This window comes from Microlunatus parietis, from assembly GCF_013407955.1.
GTDB classification, from domain to species: Bacteria; Actinomycetota; Actinomycetes; order Propionibacteriales; family Propionibacteriaceae; genus Microlunatus; species Microlunatus parietis.
In genome coordinates this window covers 3,782,561-3,799,879 of the sequence record NZ_JACCBU010000001.1, presented here as the reverse complement: position 1 = coordinate 3,799,879, position 17,319 = coordinate 3,782,561, and the positions used below count along the sequence as shown (strand labels likewise).

14 protein-coding genes are annotated in these 17,319 nt (G+C 71.5%); 9 read left to right on the top strand and 5 right to left on the bottom strand.

Annotated features, from left to right (window positions below; genetic code table 11):
* Window positions 1–6: 6 nt before the first annotated feature.
* Window positions 7–1,551 (bottom strand): ankyrin repeat domain-containing protein, encoded by a 1,545-nt coding sequence (locus BKA15_RS18195; protein ID WP_179753085.1) that lies wholly within the window; start codon window positions 1,549–1,551, stop codon window positions 7–9.
* A 212-nt stretch (window positions 1,552–1,763) separates the two neighbouring features.
* On the opposite strand from BKA15_RS18195, the gene BKA15_RS18190 reads away from it, so the two are divergent.
* Window positions 1,764–2,870 carry an FAD-dependent oxidoreductase gene (locus BKA15_RS18190; RefSeq protein WP_179753083.1) on the top strand — a complete coding sequence of 369 codons (1,107 nt, stop codon included), beginning with the start codon at window positions 1,764–1,766 and terminating at the stop codon, window positions 2,868–2,870.
* Here BKA15_RS18190 and BKA15_RS18185 read toward each other — a convergent pair.
* Window positions 2,844–3,281, bottom strand: a complete 438-nt coding sequence (locus BKA15_RS18185) for a hypothetical protein (RefSeq protein WP_179753081.1) — start codon at window positions 3,279–3,281, stop codon at window positions 2,844–2,846. The two genes, BKA15_RS18190 and BKA15_RS18185, sit on opposite strands and share 27 nt — an antisense overlap.
* Window positions 3,282–3,595: 314 nt before the next feature.
* On the opposite strand from BKA15_RS18185, the gene BKA15_RS18180 reads away from it, so the two are divergent.
* From BKA15_RS18180 to BKA15_RS18165, 4 genes are all read left to right on the top strand, one after another.
* Window positions 3,596–4,786, top strand: coding sequence for a pyridoxal phosphate-dependent aminotransferase (locus BKA15_RS18180; protein WP_179753080.1), 1,191 nt, complete (start codon window positions 3,596–3,598; stop codon window positions 4,784–4,786).
* Complete coding sequence (locus BKA15_RS18175) at window positions 4,783–5,961, top strand: sensor histidine kinase (RefSeq protein WP_179753078.1); 1,179 nt, start codon at window positions 4,783–4,785, stop codon at window positions 5,959–5,961. Before BKA15_RS18180 ends, BKA15_RS18175 begins: the two co-directional genes overlap by 4 nt.
* Complete coding sequence (locus BKA15_RS18170; RefSeq protein WP_179753076.1) at window positions 5,958–6,614, top strand: response regulator; 657 nt, start codon at window positions 5,958–5,960, stop codon at window positions 6,612–6,614. Before BKA15_RS18175 ends, BKA15_RS18170 begins: the two co-directional genes overlap by 4 nt.
* A 62-nt stretch (window positions 6,615–6,676) precedes the next feature.
* Window positions 6,677–8,134, top strand: coding sequence for an alpha/beta hydrolase (locus BKA15_RS18165; RefSeq protein WP_179753074.1), 1,458 nt, complete (start codon window positions 6,677–6,679; stop codon window positions 8,132–8,134).
* A gap of 34 nt (window positions 8,135–8,168) precedes the next feature.
* Here the strand turns inward: BKA15_RS18165 and BKA15_RS18160 are convergent, their stop codons facing one another.
* Complete coding sequence (locus tag BKA15_RS18160; RefSeq protein ID WP_179753072.1) at window positions 8,169–10,661, bottom strand: alpha-L-rhamnosidase; 2,493 nt, start codon at window positions 10,659–10,661, stop codon at window positions 8,169–8,171.
* Window positions 10,662–11,003: 342 nt separating this feature from the next.
* Here BKA15_RS18160 and BKA15_RS18155 point away from each other — a divergent pair, with 342 nt between their 5' ends.
* A complete protein-coding gene (locus BKA15_RS18155; RefSeq protein ID WP_179753070.1) occupies window positions 11,004–12,509 on the top strand; it encodes an MDR family MFS transporter in 1,506 nt (501 codons plus the stop codon).
* A 48-nt stretch (window positions 12,510–12,557) separates the two neighbouring features.
* Here the strand turns inward: BKA15_RS18155 and BKA15_RS18150 are convergent, their stop codons facing one another.
* Complete coding sequence (locus BKA15_RS18150; RefSeq protein WP_218871435.1) at window positions 12,558–12,797, bottom strand: KTSC domain-containing protein; 240 nt, start codon at window positions 12,795–12,797, stop codon at window positions 12,558–12,560.
* Between the two features lie 49 nt (window positions 12,798–12,846).
* Between BKA15_RS18150 and BKA15_RS18145 the strand changes: the two genes are divergently transcribed.
* From BKA15_RS18145 to BKA15_RS18135, 3 genes are all read left to right on the top strand, one after another.
* Window positions 12,847–13,848 (top strand): winged helix DNA-binding domain-containing protein, encoded by a 1,002-nt coding sequence (locus BKA15_RS18145; protein ID WP_179753068.1) that lies wholly within the window; start codon window positions 12,847–12,849, stop codon window positions 13,846–13,848.
* A gap of 70 nt (window positions 13,849–13,918) precedes the next feature.
* Window positions 13,919–14,515, top strand: a complete 597-nt coding sequence (locus BKA15_RS18140; RefSeq protein ID WP_179753066.1) for an NADPH-dependent FMN reductase — start codon at window positions 13,919–13,921, stop codon at window positions 14,513–14,515.
* On the top strand, window positions 14,512–15,975 hold the full coding sequence (locus BKA15_RS18135; protein ID WP_179753064.1) for a DHA2 family efflux MFS transporter permease subunit: 1,464 nt from the start codon (window positions 14,512–14,514) through the stop codon (window positions 15,973–15,975). Before BKA15_RS18140 ends, BKA15_RS18135 begins: the two co-directional genes overlap by 4 nt.
* On the opposite strand, the gene dnaB is transcribed toward BKA15_RS18135, so the two are convergent.
* Window positions 15,976–17,319 (bottom strand): replicative DNA helicase, encoded by a 1,344-nt coding sequence (gene dnaB, locus BKA15_RS18130; RefSeq protein WP_218872185.1) that lies wholly within the window; start codon window positions 17,317–17,319, stop codon window positions 15,976–15,978.

The window sequence follows — 17,319 nt, the reverse complement described above, 5'->3', positions numbered from 1 at the left end:
GCCGACTCAGCCGCCGAGCAGCGTGATCACGGCGGTCCGGTCCTGCCCCTCGCTCGCCGCGTGCTCGGCCCAGCCCAGCGCCGTGGCGTTGTGGTTGGTGTCGGTCAGCGTCGGGTCGGCACCCAGGTCGAGCAGGGTACGGACCAGGTCGGCGTCGCCGCGATAGGCGGCCTCGTGCAGCGCGGTATGCCCGCCGCGCTCGGCACCGGCCTGGCCCCAGCCGGTCTCCCGCCAACCGCCGTCGACCGGCACGTCGGACCGGCCGAGGGAGTTGACGTCGAGGCCGAGCCCGACCAGCAGCCGTACGGTCTCGCTGCGGCCGTCCGCCGAGGCGGCCCAGGGCAGCAGGTTCCGGCCGCGGGGCCCGCGGATCGCCTCGACGGCCTCGGGATGGTCCCGGGCCAGCGCCTCGACGGCCGACCGGTCGGCCCGGAACACGGCCGCGACCAGGGCGTCCGCCGGATTCTCCGCGGTGGGCTGATCGACCCCGGCCTCCCGGAGCGCGGCGATCACGTCCGGCCCGCCGTACAGCTCGGCGATGCCGAGCGGCGTCCGCCCGTCCTCGTACGGCGAGCGCACGTCGACCCCGTTGGCGGCCAGCAGCCGGACCCGGTCCGCGAACCGGTGCTCGATCGCCCAGCGCAGCTGGACCCGGAGCTTGCCGGCCGGACCCTGGTGCACGTCGCCCATCCGTTCCCGCCAGGGACCGGGCCGGTCGCCGGTGCCGAGGCCGTACGCGAACAGCAGCTCGAGGTGATCGTTGTCCGGCCGGAACTGCCGGTTGTACAGCGTCTGGTCGTCGACCGGATCGGCCCCGGCCTCGAGCAGCAGACGGGCCAGCGCGAGCGAGTGCGGGCGCCGCGGCTGCTTGACCGGGCCCTGCTCACCCTCGCCGAACGCGCCGGTGAGCAGGGTGAACACGTACGGCCCGCCGCTCCACAGGTAACCCTCGTTCGGATCGCCACCGGCGTCGAGCAGTAGTCGGGCAATCCCGAGCACCCGGTCGGCCGAGACGTCGGGATCGAGCCGGGAGTAGACGAGGTAGAACAGCGGGCTCCACCGGTTCGGCCCGCCCCGCCGGGTGGCCAGCGACGGATCTGCCCGGACCAGCCGAGTCACCTCGGTCAGGTCTGCGGCCACGGCGGCGGACCAGACGTTGTCCCTGGTGAGCCCGGGGTTGTCGGCCAGCAGCGCCCCGGCTCGGGCCCAGCGGTCCGGGCCGTCGACGTTGGAGTACGCGAGGCAGGCGAGCCAGCAGAACTCGTCGGCGACGCCCTGGCCCGGATCGGTCGGGTCCCAGCGGAACTCGGCGACGGTCTCCAGGTAGCGCTTCAGCCGCGGCCAGCTGGGAAAGCCGTACTCGCGAGCGACGACGAGTTGGGCCTCACTCAGCCCGAACTCGGTCGGGTCGGCGGGCACCCCGCCGGGATAGCGCTCGACCACCCGTCCGGCGGCCTCGGCGTCGCCCGCGCGGACGGCGCGCTGCAGTGCCTTGGCCTGCTGGCGCAGGTGATCGAGGTGGGGTTGGTCGGGCAGAGTCTTGGTCGGCATGCCGACCTCCTTTCGACAGGCCCGATGTCCGTGTCGTCGGGCGAAAGGAGGCAGGTGTGTGCCAACTCCAAGATCAAGATTCAGGTGGACTGTGCCCTTCCCACGGACCGGGGGCTGCCTGATCAACCGTCCTGACCATAACCCCCGCCGCCCGGAATGATCAAGCACCACGGTGCGGGAACAAGGCGGCGCCGGCCGCGGTTGTGTCGGACATGGAGGCGCCCCGCGAGATCGACATCGTCGTGATCGGGGCCGGTCAGGCCGGCCTCTCGGCCGCCTATCACCTGCGTCGGCTCGGCGCCGATTTCGTTGTCCTGGATGGGAATGCGCGGGCCGGCGGCGCCTGGCAGCACCGTTGGGAGACGCTCACCATGGCCGACGTGCACGGCGTCGCCGCGCTGCCCGGGATGGCGGTCCCGGCGCACGACGAGGGACGGCCGGCGCGCGAGGTCGTACCGGACTATTTCGAGCGGTACGAGGAGCGGTTCGACCTCCCGATCGTCCGGCCGGCCCACGTCGATCGAGTACAGAGCGTGGATCGGGTCGAGAGCGAGACAGCAGGAACGCTGCTGGTGCGGAGCGATCGGGGCGACTGGCGGGCCCGGGCGTTGATCAACGCGACCGGGACCTGGCGGACTCCGTTCCTGCCGTACTACCCGGGACAGGAGACGTTCCGCGGGCGGCAACTGCATCCGGTCGACTACCCCGGACCGGAGGCCTTCCGCGGGCAACGGGTCGTGGTGGTCGGCGGCGGCGCGTCGGCGGTGCAGCTGCTCGGCGAACTGGCTCCGGTCGCCGACACGCTCTGGGTGACCCGGCGGCCGCCGGTCTGGCGGACCGAGGAGTTCACCGAGGACGCCGGGCGGGCGGCGGTCGCCCTGGTCGAGGAACGGGTCCGCAACGGCCTGCCCCCGCAGAGTGTGGTGTCGGTGACAGGCCTGCAGCTGCGCCCGCAGGAGCAGCGAGCCCTGGAGCTGGGCGCCTATCAACGGCTGCCGATGTTCGCTTCGATCGAGCCGGACGGCGTGCGCTGGGCGGACGGCCGGTTCGAGCGGGTCGACGCGATCATCTGGGCCACCGGCTTCCGGCCGTCGGTCGGCCACTTGGCGCCGCTGCGGCTGCGCGAGGCGAGCGGCGGGATCCGGCTGATCGCCCGGCTGGACCAGCACACGCCGACCACCGCCGCTCGTGATCACCGGATCCAGTTCGTCGGGTACGGCCCGTCGGCCTCGACGATCGGCGCCAACCGGGCCGGCCGGGTGGCCGCCGTCGCGGCCGTGCGGACCGTACAGTCAGCCATGGAATCCGTTGTGGCGTAGCCGTCCGAGCAGATCGGCCATGATCAACAACAGGGCCGGTACGACGAACGTGAGGAACCCGCTCGGCCCGAGCAGGAAGCAGCAGAACGCGGCCCAGCCGAGCAGCCCGTACCCGACCCAGGGGCCACACCGACGCCCCTCCCGCGCCACGCGGATGATCATGAAACCGAGGAACGCCACCGGCACCGCGAAGCCGCCGATGCCGGCCCAGAACGCGCCCAGCCCGAAGTCACCCGGAGCCGCCGCCCGCAGATCACCGGCCAGCCAGCCGGGCCACAGTCCGTGCCCGCTCATCGTGATCAGATGCAGCGCGGCGATCACCAGCATGGCGATGCCGGCCGCGGTCGTGAGCCGACCGGCCGCGACCGACCCGGTCCGGCGTTCAGCGAGTTCCTCCGTGTGCGACGTCATAACCCCACCCTCCCGCGCCCGCCGAACCCGATCCTCCCCCGAGCCAGCGAGTTCGCGGCGCCATCCGGGGGAACACCGCCCGCCCCGGCTCCCCCCAGCCCTGCCGCGCCCGACTCACCCAGCCCGCCCAGGCCCGCCCGACCCGGCGCGCCCCGCCCTCAACCGCCGCCCGAACCGGCCCGCAGTTTTTCACGTCCCGTGAAAAACTGTCGCTTTACCACAGAAGCTTCTCTGGTATAGCGCCAACTTCTCGCGGGTGGTGGGGCTGCTGTGACGGCTGGGATGGACCGGCTCGGATCTGGTTGGCTGGCTCCATGCAGCATGTCGGCCCGTCCTCGCGTTCCCAGGTGCCGCCGTTCACGGTGATGACCGTGCTGGCCCGGGTGGCCGAGTTGCGCGCCGCCGGCCGGGAGGTGATCTCGCTGTGCGCGGGCGAACCCTCGCAGGGTGCGCCGACTCCGGTCCGGCGCCGGATGGCCGAACTGATGACCGAACCGATCCCGCTCGGCTACAGCGAGACGTTCGGGATCCGGCCGCTGCGGGAACGGCTGGCCGGCCACTACGCCCGCTGGTACGGCCTCGAGGTCGACCCGGCTCGGATCGCGATCACCACCGGTTCGTCCGGCGCGTTCCTGCACACCTTCCTGGCCGCGTTCGACCCCGGGGACCGGGTGCTGCTGGCGCGGCCGGGCTATCCCGCCTACCGCAACATCCTGGCCTCGCTCGGCTGCACCGTGGTCGAGCTCGACTGCGGCCCGGAGCTGCGCTTCCAGCCGAGTGTTGATCAACTCGACCGGGCCCTGGCCGACGGCCCGGTGACCGGGCTGGTGCTGGCCTCGCCGGCCAACCCGACCGGCACCATGATCGACGATGATCAACTCGCCGCACTGGCCGGCTGGTGCCGTGATCATGAGGTACGGCTGGTCAGCGACGAGATCTACCACGGGATCAGCTACACCGGGTCGGTCGGCAGCTGTGCACTGGCCCATGATCAACAATCGGTGATCGTCTCGTCCTTCTCCAAGTACTGGGGCATGACCGGCTGGCGGCTCGGCTGGACAGTGCTGCCCGAGGACCTGGTGCCCGGCTTCGACGCCCTGGCCGGGAACATCGCCCTCTGCCCTCCGGTGCCGGCCCAGCACGCTGCTCTGGAGGCGTTCACCGAGGACGCGTACGCGGAGGCCGATGCGGCCGTCGCCGGCTACGGCGAAGCCCGCCAGTTGATCTTGGACGCGGTCGGCGACCTGGGCTGGTCCGGGCTGGCCCCGGTGGACGGCGCGTTCTACGTCTACGCCAGCATCGCTGATCAACTGGGGACGCGCTACCGGACCAGCGCCCACTGGGCGGCGGCCCTGCTGGACGACCAGGGCGTCGCCGTCACCCCAGGCCTGGACTTCGACGGCGTCCACGGCGACTCCTGGATCCGCCTCTCGCTGGCCGCCGGACCGGCCGCGGTGGCCGAGGCGGTCGACCGGATCCTGACCTTCCAGCGACAAGGCCGATGACCGAGCAGCCGGGAGCTTGGCGGCGGGTCACCGGAGGCTGGCGGCGGCTGCCCGGACCGGCCAAGGACGCGCTGCTGGCCGGCCTGCTCTGGCTCTGCGTGCTGCTGCTGCCGCTGCTGGACACCCTCAGCCTTTCCCTCGCCGACTCGCTGCCCGCACCGACACCGGTCGCGGTCGCGACCCACATCGGGTTCGCCACCCTGCTCTGCGCGCCGCTGCTGGTCCGCCGGCGGTTCCCGGTCCTCTCGACCGCGGCGATCGCAGCCGTGATGATCTTGGCGTTCGTGCTGCGGATCCCGTTGTTCCACGGGGGTCTGCCGGTGATCGTGGGGTTCATCGCGGCCACCTCGGCGGCGTACTACCGGACCGGCTGGTGGCGGCTGCTGCTGGCCGCGATCATCGCCTGCGCCACGCTGGCGACCGGCTTCATCGGCCGGCAGGTGCCCACGGCGTCGGATCTGTTCCTGCTGGTCTCGTCGACCTTGCTGCCGGTCACCCTCGGCTGGGTGTTGCGGCTGCAGCGAGACCGTACCCGCGAACTGATCCGGCTCCGCGAGATCACGCATCGGCAGGCCCGGGCCGAGGACCACACCCGGATCGCCCGCGAGGTGCACGACTCGGTCGGCCACCACCTGAGCTCGATCCGGCTCCGCGCCGTCGGCGCCCTGGCCGACCCGGCGACGCCCGCCGCCGAGCCGTTGCGGGCGATCGCCGACACCTCAGCCCAGGCGCTGGCCGAGATCCGCCGCCTGCTCGGCCTGCTGCAGGCCGATCTCGCCGACCCGCCGGTGCCCGTCGCCGACCTCCAGGCGCTGGCCCGCGAGGCGAGCGACCGGAACCGTACCGTCACCGTTGCGATCGGCCCCAAGGTCGCCGACGCGATCCCGCACGACGCCTTCCGGATCGTCCAGGAATCCGTGACGAACGCGGTCCGGCACGGGGCGGCCGGCGACGTGCGGATCAGCCTAGAGCAACTCGACTCCGCCTTGATCGTCACGGTGATCGACAACGGTGCCGGGCGGCCGGGTACGCCGGTCAAAGCCGGCTTCGGCCTGGCCGGCATGGCCCAGCGCGTGCACCGGGCCGGCGGCACCTTCGTCGCCGGTCCGCGAGAACCCCACGGCTGGTCGGTCCGGGCCGTGCTCCCGCCGTCCGGCGCACCGGAGTTCCCATGATCAAGGTCCTGCTCGCCGACGACCAGGAATCCGCCCGGATCGGCCTGACCCAGTTGCTGGCGGCCGCGGCCGACCTCGAGGTCGTCGGCGCCGCCGTCGACGGACGCGACCTGCTCGATCGAACCCGCCGGCTCGCCCCGGACGTCGTCGTGACGGACCTCCGGATGCCCGGCATGAGCGGCATCGTCGCGATCGAGCGGCTGATGGAGTCAACACCACGGCCGGCCGTGATCGCGCTGACCACGTTCGACACCGACGAGCACCTGTACGGCGCGCTGCGAGCCGGCGCGGTCGGCTTCCTGCTCAAGGACAGTGATCCGGCGCTGCTGGTCGATGCCGTCCGGGTCGCGTACGACGGCCAGGGACTGATCGATCCGCAGGTCACCCGTCGCCTGGTCACCCGCTTCGCGGCGACCTCGCCCAGGCCGACGCCGCCGCTGGCCGAGCCGCTCACGCCGCGCGAGACCGAGGTGCTGACCGGCATCGCCCGCGGCTGGTCCAACGCCGAGATCGCCGAGGCGCTCGTGATCACCACCGGCACAGCGAAGATTCACGTCGCCCGGGTGCTGACCAAGCTCGGGGTCGGGACCCGGGTGCAGGCGGCGATCTTTGCCCACCGGCACGGCCTGGTGACCTGGTCCGAGTTGGACTAGCGGCCCGGTAGATATGCCGTTCGGCAGATGCCCGGACGAGTCCCGGTCCGTACGGTCGAAGGATGACCACCGCACTCCGCCGCTCCCTGTTGATCATGATCGCCCTGACCATGATCAACTCGTTCTTGATCATGACGATCCGGCCGGCGGGGGCCGAACCGGAGCGGGGCCTCGAGTGGGTCGACTGTGCTGACGGACTGCAGTGCGCGACGATGCCCGCTCCACTGGACTGGCGGCACCCGGACGGGCCGAGCACGCCGATCGAGTTGGGCCGTCTGCCGGCGCTCGACCAGGCCGCCAAGCGCGGCACCCTGCTCGTCGTCACCGGCGGCCCGGCGCCGACCCTGCCGGTGCTGCGGGCCGTCCCCGAGTTGTTCGCCGACCTCCGGAAGTCGTACGACCTCGTCGGCGTCGACCCGCGCGGGATCGGCGAGCAGCATCACTACGCCTGCCCGAACGGGATCGGCACCTCGGCCTTCGCGAGCGACCTCAGCCGGGCCGCCTGGCAGCGGTTCGCGGAACGGAACGCGGCCTGGGACGCGGCCTGCCGACGCGACACCGACCCGGTCGTCGATCACCTGAACGCCTGGCAGGTGGCCCATGATCTCGAGGCGGTCCGGGTCGCGCTGGACCTGCCCGACCTGACCTACTACGGAAATTCGTACGGCACGGTGTACGGGCAGGCGTACGCCGAGTTGTTCCCGCGCACCGTCGGCCGGATGGTGCTGGACAGCGTCGTCGACCACACCCGAACCGGTCTGGCGGCGCTCTCGAAGGAACGCGCCCTGCGGATCGAGCAGGCGTTCGCCGACCATGCCCGCTGGTGCGCCACGACCTCGACCTGTGCGCTGCACGGGCGAGACGTCCGCCTGGCCTGGGACGCGCTGATGGCGAAGGCGGCCGAGCACCCGGTGCCGGCGCCGTCGGCCGGACCGGGCGTCACCGTCACCGCCGACGAGATCCGGCTCTTCACGGTGTTGTCGGTCGACCAGTTGCCCGGTTCGCCCAGCTGGTCGGCGCTGGCGGAGGCGATCGTCGCCGCCGAGCACGGCGACGCCGCGGCGTTCCGCTACGACGACTCACCGCACGACGTGGTGATCAACCGGTACGCGAACTGCGCCGACTTCCCGCTGCCGCAGACCTACGACGACTACCGGGCTGCCGAACGCCGGCTGCGGGCCGTCGCCCCGAGACTCGGCTGGCTGCAGCCGCGGCTCGACTTCGCCCGCTGCGTCGGCCTGACGATCATCGACCCGTACCGGCCGCACCGGCTGCGGGCTCCCGGGCTGCCGCCGGTGCTGTTGCTCGGCGGCACCGCGGACTCGGCCACCCCGGTCGCCGACGGCCGTCGGGTCGCGCGGCAACTGCCCGGGTCAGGCTTCGTCACCGCCGTCGGCAGCTACCACGGCGTCTATCTGCGCGGGAACCGGTGCGCCCGCGACCAGGTGCACCGCTATCTCGCGACGGGGAAGGTGCCGGCCCGGTCCCTGACCTGCCCGGCCGAACCCGGAGCCGGCTGACGGTCCGGCCGGCCTCCCGCACGCAGGCCGCGGATCAGCCGGTCTGCGACCCGGTGAACCGCCAGACGCCGGAGCTGACAACGAGCTCGCCCGCCGCGTCCACCGCGACGCCGGCCGGCGACTCCAGGTCGACGCCGGGCACCGAGACGGTGGCCGTCGCTCCCGGCGGTACGGTCACGTCGAGCTCGACCCGGTCGTCGGTGCGGGACCAGCGCACGCCGACGCGGCCGCGGACCGTGTCGATCACGTGCGAGGCATGATCAAGATCGCCGAGCAGCCAGGGCCGGACCCGGAACGTACGCCAGCCGTGATCACCGCAGGCCAGGCCGGCCAGGTCCTCGATCAGCCACTGCACGACGGTGCCGTGGAAGTAGTGATCACGGGACCGGGTGGAGTCCTCCCAGAACTCCCACATCGTGTCCGCACCCTGGTCGAACCAGTAACCCCAGCTGGGATACGTGCGCTGCCGGGCCAGCGCGAGCGCCAGCTCGCCGTGGCCGTTCCAAGTCAGTGCCTTGAGCAGGGTCTGGGCCCCGATGCAGCCGACGTTGTGGTGCCGGCCACGGCTCTCGACGTCGGCGACCAGCCGGGCCACGACAGCGGGCACGGCGTCGTCCGGGATCAGCCCGTGCACCAGCGCCGTCGCGTTCGCGGTCTGGCTGTAATGATCACCCACGATGATCGCGTCCCGCTCCGGCGCCAGGCAGCGCTGCAGAAGTCGATCATGAAGCTCGTCGGCCGCCGTGCCGAAGCGGGCACCCTGGTCCGGCACGTTGATCAGTTCTGCGATCTCCACCGCGTACCGGAGTGCCCTGATCAGGAAGGCCGCCGCGGTCAGCACCGAGTCGTCCGGGCCGTTCCCCTGGGTGCCCGGCGCGAGATAGTCGCCGAGTTCCGACACCGGCAGCCCGTCGACCAGCTTGGCCAGCTCCCAGTCCAGGTAGCGGACCACGGCCGGCCAGTGATCATGGAGCAGCGAACGGTCGCCGTAGTGGCGGTACAGCTCGCGCACCAGGTAGGGATAGACGGTGGTCCATTCCGGCGACGGAGCCAGCTCGTGGTAGCCCCAGCCGGCGGTCGGCGCGATCACCGGCAGCGCGCCCTCGGGGGTCATCCCGTCCCGAAGATCATCGAGCCATTTCCGTAACAGGGACTGGACATCGAACAGACTGATCATGGTCGGCGCGCCGAGCTGGGCGTCGCCGGTCCAGCCGTTCTTCTCGTACACCGGGGTGTCGGTCGGCACGTGGTGCAGGTTGTTGGTGATCGTCCGCGCCATCGCGTCGGCGAACGTGACGAACAGCGGCTCGGAGCACTCGAACACCCCGACCCGGTCGACGTCGTTGTGCGCGGCGCAGGCGGTCAGGGTGCGGGCGTCGGGCAGGTGGGTCAGCCCGTCCAGCTGGACATACCGGAATCCCTTGTACGTGTAGCGAGGCTGCCACTGTTGATCAAGCTCACCGTTGCCCCGGTAGCTGTCCACCTGGAACCGGTCGCCCTCGACGTGCACGCTGCGCGGCCGGAGCAGCCCGTCCTCGTCGACCGCCTCGGCGTAGGTGATCATGACCTCGGCGCCGGCCGCCTGGTCCGTCCGGAGCCGGACCCAGCCGGCGATGGTGCGGCCGAAGTCGGCCACCCAGGAGTCGCCGACCCGGGTCCAGGTCGGCCCGCCGGTCCAGGTGACCCGGACCGGCGGATGGGCCTGCGGCCGGAGCTCGCCGGCCGGCGGGTCGACCGGGGCCGCCGGCACCGGGTCTCCCGGCGGCAGTGTCGCGTCGTACGCCTCGCCGGCGTAGTAGCAGTTCAGTGTCGTGCCGCCGCGCGTCACGGTCCAGGACTCGTCGGTCCCGATCAGTTCCCGGCTCCCGTCGGCGTACCGCAACTCCAGTTCGGCGACGACCCGCAGCGGCCCCAGCCAGGGCGGCGTGTGCCAGTTCCAGACGTTGGGCGTCGGCACCGCAAAGAAGCCGTTGCCGAGGGTGATCTCGAGCTCGTGCTCGCCGAGGCCGAGCCGGTCGGTGACGTCGCTCGGCACGTACCAGACCGTGCGGTCGAACGCCGCGAACGGCGGGCTGAGCCGGTGGTCGTTGGCCGGGCGGCCGTCGATCGCCGGGCGCTGCAGGCCGAGTCCGCAGACGTACCAGATCGCCTCGGCGACCGGGCGGTCGATCCGGATCGTGCGCCGCAGCACCGGCTCGCCGAACTCGGCGCCGCCCGGTGCGCCGATCCACCGGCCGACCGTCGGAAAGTCGGCCGGCGCGGTCCGGAACTGCGCCTCCGCCCGCTCGGCACCCGCCTCGACCCGCCAGCGATACCTGGTGCCCGGCCGCAACGGGCCGCCCGCGTACTCCACCCCGGTGGCCGGATCGCCCAGGTCGGTCGCCTGCCACACCGGATTCCCAGGGTCGTCGGCCGGCCAGACCAGGATTCGGGCCTCCGCCTCGGTGCCGGCCCAGCTGAACCGGGGCCAATCGCCGGCCACCGCCAGCGGTGCGGCTTGATCATCGACGCGAAGCCGGCGAGTCATGGCGCCCATCCTGCCGAACCCGATTGAAACGTGCCACAGGCCCAGCCCGGCCTCCCGAGGGACGGGCTGGGGATGCCGTGAGACTGGCGTCACTCTGCCGCCGGCGAAAAACTGGTGACGCCTGTCAGCGGCGACCCGTAGGGTTGACGACATGTGAGTTTCATGCTGCCCGACGGCCACCGGAGACCCCGGATTTCGCGCCGAAGGGCCAAATGGCGGGACTATCCGGGCTCGACCCGACGTTCCCACCGATGACTTTCGGTCCGCCGACCAGTCTCCATGCCTGACCACTCAGCGCCGCTGCTGCCCGACTCCCAGCCCGACGTCACGAAGGACCACCGGATGACCGCGCCAACCCAACCCGTCGACGCGACCTCACGGAGCGGCCAACCCGTCTCCCACACGAAGATCATCATCACGCTGCTGGTCGCCGCGTTCGTGGTGATCCTCAATGAAACGATCATGGGCGTCGCCCTGCCCAGGCTGATGGGCGAACTGCAGATCACGCCGGGGGTCGGTCAGTGGCTGTCCACCGTGTTCATGCTGACCATGGCCGTGGTGATCCCGACCACCGGATTCCTGCTGCAGCGGCTGACCACCCGCCAGGTGTTCATTCTGGCGATGTCGCTGTTCTCCGCCGGCACCCTGCTGGCCGGGCTGGCACCGGGCTTCACCGTGCTGCTGATCGCTCGGGTGATCCAGGCGTCCGGCACGGCGATCATGATGCCGTTGCTGATGACGACGGTGCTCGGGCTGGTGCCGGTCGCCAAGCGCGGCGTCGTGATGGGCAACGTGAGCATCGTCATCTCGGTCGCCCCGGCGATCGGGCCGACCCTGTCCGGGCTGATCCTGCAGTTCCTGTCCTGGCGGTTCATGTTCCTGCTGGTGCTGCCGATCGCCCTGATCGCGCTGGTGTACGGGGCGGTGAAGCTGGTCAACGTCGGCGAGCAGTCCCGGCCGAAACTCGACTTCCTGTCCATCCTGGTCTCGGTGCCCGGCTTCGGCGGCATCGTGTTCGGCCTCAGCCAACTCGGCGAGGCGAGCCACGGCGGCAGCATCGTCGTCGCGATCGCAGCGCTGGTGATCGGTGTCGTCTCGCTGGTGATCTTCGTCTGGCGGCAGAACCGGCTCTACGCGCCGGGCAACCCGCTGCTGGACCTGCGGGTGTTCCAGTTCCCGATGTTCCGGGCCGGCGTCGGCCTGCTCTGCGTGGCGATGCTGGCCCTGTTCGGCACGATCATCCTGCTGCCGATCTACCTGCAGAACGTCCGCGGACTGGATCCGCTGTCCACCGGCCTGCTGGTGCTGCCCGGCGGTGTGCTGATGGGCGTGCTGGCGCCGATCGTCGGCCGGCTGTTCGACCGGTACGGGCCGCGGGCCCTGGCCACGTTCGGCGCGACCGTGATGGTGCTGGTGATGTGGGGGCTGACCACGGTCAACCCGACGACGCCGATCTGGCAGCTGCTCGGCCTGCACCTGACGCTGTCGCTGGGCCTGGCCGCCATGTTCACGCCGGCGTTCACCACCGCGCTGAACCCGCTGCCGGTGCACCTGCACTCGCACGGCAGTGCGGTACTGAGCACGCTGCAGCAGGTCGCCGGCGCCGCCGGCACCGCGCTGCTGGTGACGATCATGACGATCCGCAGCCAGTCGGCACTGGGCACCGGCAGCCCCGAGGTGCTGGCGCAGAACCAGGGCATCCAGCTCGCCTTCGGCGTTGCCGCCCTGATGGGCATCGCGGCGATCGTGCTGGCCGCGTTCCTGCGTACGACCAAGGCCGAGCCCGACGAGCCGGGCGAGCCGACCGTCGAGCCCGAGGTCGAGCCCGGAGCCGCCGAGCTCCGCTGAACCACGACGCGCACCCGGGTCGCTGTCCGCGGCCCGGGTGCCGGCCGGTCAGGAGTTGAGTGACTCCGACGGGTAGCGGGGCTTGATCACCGAGTTGACGTGCCGGCCGATCGACTCCGCCGCCAGCAGTTCTCGGTACGCCGACGGCGGGACCCCGTAGTAGACGTAGCGGCCGCCGCCGGCGAAGTCGATCACCAGGCGGGCGTGCTCGCTGTCGTACCCGACGGCGCGGATGCTGCTGGACTCGACCCGCCGCATCGCGGGAAGCCCGTCCCGTTCACGAGGCATGTCACCGATTCTGCCCACCGATCGCGGTCGTGGCGCCGGGCGGTGCACAATGACCACCGTGTGGGACCGGGAGGCGTTCCTTCGGCGCCAGGCGCTCGGCCAGGCGTCCGGCCTGTCCGTCGAACAACTCGTCGAGGCCCTCGGCGGAATCAACGCGCAGACGGCGCGCGGTCCGCTGGTCGGGCTGTGGACCCGGTCGGCCGAGCTGTCCCTGCCCGCCGTCGACTCGGCCCTGCAGGACTACCGGCTGATCAAGGCCAACCTGCTCCGCGGCACCGTTCATCTCATGACCCGCCGGCAGTACGTCACCTGGCGGCGCGCCTTGCAGCCGATGTTGGAACGGGTCGTCCGCGGCTTCAATCCCGGACTGTGGCAGCAGGTCGACCATGATCAACTCCTGGCGGCGGGCACCCGGCTGCTTCGGGAGCGGCCGGGACTGACCCGTTCCGAGATCGGCGCCGCGCTCACGGAGGACTTCCCCGGCCCGGAACCGCGGCAGCTCGGCTTTGCGATCCGGATGTTGCTGCCGGTCGTTCAGGTCGCCGACCACTCCTGCTGGTCGCCGGCCCGGACCCGCTACCTGCTCGCCGAGCAGGTGATCGACGAGCCGCTCGCCGACCCCGACGCGGCGGACCTGATCCGGACCTTTCTGCGCGGCTTCGGGCCCCGGACCGCCGCGGACGCCGGCTACTGGTCCGGGATGACGCGGCTCCGCCCGATCCTGGCCGACGTGGCCGACCGGAGGACCGGCGAGGCGTACGACGTCGAACCGATCATCGACGAGCCGCCCCGGCGCACCGCGGTCCTGCCGGAGTTCGACAACGTCTACTTCTGCTCCCGGGACGGCTCGGTCGGGCTCGTCGCGGCGAAGCGCCGCCTGGTCCGGGGCGGTGCGATGCCCGGCTCCATGATCACCGACGGGACGGTCCGGGCCGATTGGACGGCCACCACGACGACGGCGCCCGAGTTGCGCGCCTGGAGCGTGCTCGATGATCAAGAGAAGAACGAGTTCGCCCGGTTCCGGGCGTGGTGGTCCGGCCAGCCTCGGTGACCGTACTCACAGCGCGTCGTCGGGACCGCACCTTGACCTGAACTTCACTTGAAGTTCTACGGTGCTGATCATGACGTTGCCCGATCAGCACAGTGATCCGCTGCGCCTCGTCGTCCTGCAGGGCAGCGTCCGCTCGGAACGGGTCGGGCCGGCGATCACCGACTGGGTGCTGGATCGGGTCGACCGCAGCGACCGGTTCGTGCTCGACGTGATCGACCTGGCCAAGGTCCGGTTACCCGAGCCCGAGGAACTGCGGCCGACCGGCACCGGTGCGCGCAGCGAGATCGCCGACCGGCTCGAGGCGGCTGACGGGTTCATGATCATCACGCCGGAGTACAACCGCGGTCTGCCGGCCACCTTGAAGCACGCGATCGACTGCCACTACGTCGAGTGGATGTTCAAGCCGGTGCTGCCGGTGACGTACGGGATGACCGGCGGGGTCCTGGCCGCCGAGCACCTCCGCAGCGTGTTCGCCGAGCTGCACGCCGTCACCACCCGCCGGGCCGTCACCGTCGCCGAGCCCTGGGCCCACCTTGATCAGCACGGCCGGCTGGAACCGACCGCAACCGCGGAGCGGACCCTCGGCATTGCGCTCGGCGAGCTCGCCTGGTGGGCCTCCGCGCTGCGGCGGCAACGTCTCCTCGAACCGTTCCCGCACCCGCGATGAACGGCGTCCGCCGGCTCGCGCTGGTCCTGGTCCTCGGCGGCCTGCTGGTCGTCCTCGACGCGGTGGCGACGATCATCGCGCTGCCCGCGATGGTGGCCGAGTTCGCCTCGACGCTACCGGTCCTGCAGTGGGTCACCACCGGTTACACGCTGGCGATCGTGGGGATCCTGCCGGCCACCGCGGCCCTGACCGGGCGCTACGGGACCAAGCCGGTCTACCTGGGCGGGCTGGCCGTGTTCACCGTCGCGTCGGCGCTGTGCACCGTGGCCTGGAGCCCGGAGTCGCTGATCGCGTTCCGGGTGCTGCAGGGTCTCGGCGGCGGTGTGCTGAACCCGGTCGGCCAGACCATCGCGCTCGGCGCCGTGCCGACGGAGCGTCGCGGCCGGATGATGAGCTACCTCGGACTGCCCGTGCTGATCGGCCCGCTGGTCGGCCCGCTGCTGGCCGGCTGGCTGGTCGACGTGTCGTCGTGGCGCTGGATCTTCGCGATCAACCTGCCGCTCGGGGCCGTCGCCATGATCTGCGCGGCCCGACTGCTGCCGCGGCAGCCGAAGCCGGAGCGCCGCCCGCTCGATGTCCTCGGCCTGGCGCTGCTGCTGCCGAGCGTGGTCGCCCTGGTGCTCGCGGCGTCGCTGATCGGAGACGCCGGCGGCCGGGTGACGCTGCCGCCGGTGATCGTCATCGCGGCGGCGGGAGTGTTGATGATCTTGTTCGTCGGACGGTCGCGCAGGCTGGCCCACCCGCTGCTCCGGATCCGGCTGCTGCTGACACCGGGCTTCGCGGCCGGGGTCGCGGTGCTGTTCTGCTTCGGTGCCGCGTACTTCGGGGTCGGCACCGTGCTGCCGATCTACGTCCAAGCCGTCCGCGGCGACTCCGCGGCCCAGGCCGGGCTGCTCGGCATCACCACCGCGCTCGGCGCCGGGATCACCATGCAGGTGGCGACCCGGCTGATCGACCGGCTGCCGGCGCGCCGGATCGTGCTGTTCGGGACCGGCGTCGGCCTGCTCGGCCTGGCCGGCCTGGCGCTCTCGGTCGGCCTCAACGCCGCCTACCCGGTGATCATGGCGGTGAACCTGTTGCTCGGTATCGGCTCCGGCGCCGCGATCCTGCCCACCATGGCCGCGACCCTGCGCCGGCTGGACGGCGACCAGACCCCACACGGCGCCGCGATCATGGGCACCCTGCAACAGATCGCCAGCGCCCTCGGCATCGCGGCCAGCACCGCGACGCTCACGATCATGCTCACCCAGGCCGCGCCGGACCTGACCGGCGGCCTGAGCACCCTGCTCGAGCTCGGTCCCGCTCAGCGAGCCGCCCTGCTGCCGAGCCTCGGGCCGGCGGCCGGGCTGACGTACCTGATCATGCTCGTGCCGATGCTCGCCTCCTGGCTGATCGCCCTGATCCTGATCCGGGAGCCGGCCCGGGTCGAGCCGGTCACCGCGCGCCAGCCGATTCCATGATCAGTGCTGCATGTCGACGAAGCGGGAGTAGTGGCCCTGGAAGGCGACGGTGATCGTCTTCGTCGCGCCGTTACGGTGCTTGGCGATGTCGAAGTCCGCCTCGCCGGCCCGCTCGGACTCCTTGTCGTAGAGATCGGGCCGGTTGAGCAGCACCACCAGGTCGGCGTCCTGCTCCAGCGAGCCGGACTCACGCAGGTCGGACAGCATCGGCTTCTTGTCGGTCCGTTGCTCCGGGCCACGGTTCAGCTGGGACAGCGCGACGACCGGGATGTCCAGCTCCTTGGCCAGCAGCTTCAGCTGCCGGGAGAACTCCGACACCTCCAACTGGCGGGATTCGACCTTCTTGCCGGACGTCATCAGCTGGATGTAGTCGATCACGACGAGCTTGAGGTCGTGCCGCTGCTTCAGCCGGCGAGCCTTGGCCCGGATCTCCATCATGGTCAGGTTCGGCGAGTCGTCGATGTAGAGCGGCGCCTCGGACACCTGGCCCATCTTGGTCGCCACCCGCTGCCAGTCGTCGTCGCTCATCCGGCCGCCGCGGATGTGCGACAGCGGGATCGAGGCCTCGGCGGACAGCAGCCGCATCGTGATCTCGATCTGGCTCATCTCCAGCGAGAAGATCGCCGAGGTCAGGCCGTTCTTGATCGAGGCGGCGCGGGCCAGGTCGAGCGCAAGGGTCGACTTACCACAACCGGGCCGGGCCGCGACGATGATCATTTGCCCCGGATGGAGACCGTTGGTCAGCTCGTCCACCTCCGCGAAGCCGGTCGGCACCCCGGCCAGCCCGCCGCCGCGGGAGGAGATCGCCTCCATCTCGTCCAGCGTCGGCTGCATCAACTCCGACAGCGGCTTGTAGTCCTCGCTGGCGCGCCGGTCGGTGACCGCGTAGACCTCGGCCTGGGCCCGGTCGACGATGTCGTCGGCGTCGCCCTCCCCGGCATACGTCAATTGGGAGATCCGCAGCGCCGCGTCGGCGAGCCGGCGCAGGATCGCCTTCTCGCGCACGATCTCGGCGTAGTAGCCGGCATTGGCGGCGATCGGCACGCTGGCCAGCAAGGTGTGCAGGTACGGGGCGCCGCCGACCCGGGTCGTCTCGCCCCGCTTGGTCAGCTCGTCGGCCACCGTGATCGCGTCGGCCGGCTCGCCGCGCCCGTACAGGTCGAGGATCGCGTCGTAGATGAGCTCGTGTGCCGGGCGGTAGAAGTCGACGCCGCGGATCACCTCGACCACGTCGGCGATCGCGTCCTTGCTCATCAGCATCGCGCCGAGGACGCACTGCTCCGCCGCCATGTCCTGCGGCGGGGTGCGGTCCGGGGGTCGCGGAGCCTCGTCGTAGGACGGCAT

Coding starts and splice junctions, on each gene's coding strand:
- BKA15_RS18195 (WP_179753085.1), bottom strand. CDS start 1,551: ATGCCGACCAAGACTCTGCCCGACCAACCCCACCTCGATCACCTGCGC.
- BKA15_RS18190 (WP_179753083.1), top strand. CDS start 1,764: ATGGAGGCGCCCCGCGAGATCGACATCGTCGTGATCGGGGCCGGTCAG.
- BKA15_RS18185 (WP_179753081.1), bottom strand. CDS start 3,281: ATGACGTCGCACACGGAGGAACTCGCTGAACGCCGGACCGGGTCGGTC.
- BKA15_RS18180 (WP_179753080.1), top strand. CDS start 3,596: ATGCAGCATGTCGGCCCGTCCTCGCGTTCCCAGGTGCCGCCGTTCACG.
- BKA15_RS18175 (WP_179753078.1), top strand. CDS start 4,783: ATGACCGAGCAGCCGGGAGCTTGGCGGCGGGTCACCGGAGGCTGGCGG.
- BKA15_RS18170 (WP_179753076.1), top strand. CDS start 5,958: ATGATCAAGGTCCTGCTCGCCGACGACCAGGAATCCGCCCGGATCGGC.
- BKA15_RS18165 (WP_179753074.1), top strand. CDS start 6,677: ATGACCACCGCACTCCGCCGCTCCCTGTTGATCATGATCGCCCTGACC.
- BKA15_RS18160 (WP_179753072.1), bottom strand. CDS start 10,661: ATGACTCGCCGGCTTCGCGTCGATGATCAAGCCGCACCGCTGGCGGTG.
- BKA15_RS18155 (WP_179753070.1), top strand. CDS start 11,004: ATGACCGCGCCAACCCAACCCGTCGACGCGACCTCACGGAGCGGCCAA.
- BKA15_RS18150 (WP_218871435.1), bottom strand. CDS start 12,797: ATGCCTCGTGAACGGGACGGGCTTCCCGCGATGCGGCGGGTCGAGTCC.
- BKA15_RS18145 (WP_179753068.1), top strand. CDS start 12,847: ATGACCACCGTGTGGGACCGGGAGGCGTTCCTTCGGCGCCAGGCGCTC.
- BKA15_RS18140 (WP_179753066.1), top strand. CDS start 13,919: ATGACGTTGCCCGATCAGCACAGTGATCCGCTGCGCCTCGTCGTCCTG.
- BKA15_RS18135 (WP_179753064.1), top strand. CDS start 14,512: ATGAACGGCGTCCGCCGGCTCGCGCTGGTCCTGGTCCTCGGCGGCCTG.
- dnaB (WP_218872185.1), bottom strand. CDS start 17,319: ATGCCGTCCTACGACGAGGCTCCGCGACCCCCGGACCGCACCCCGCCG.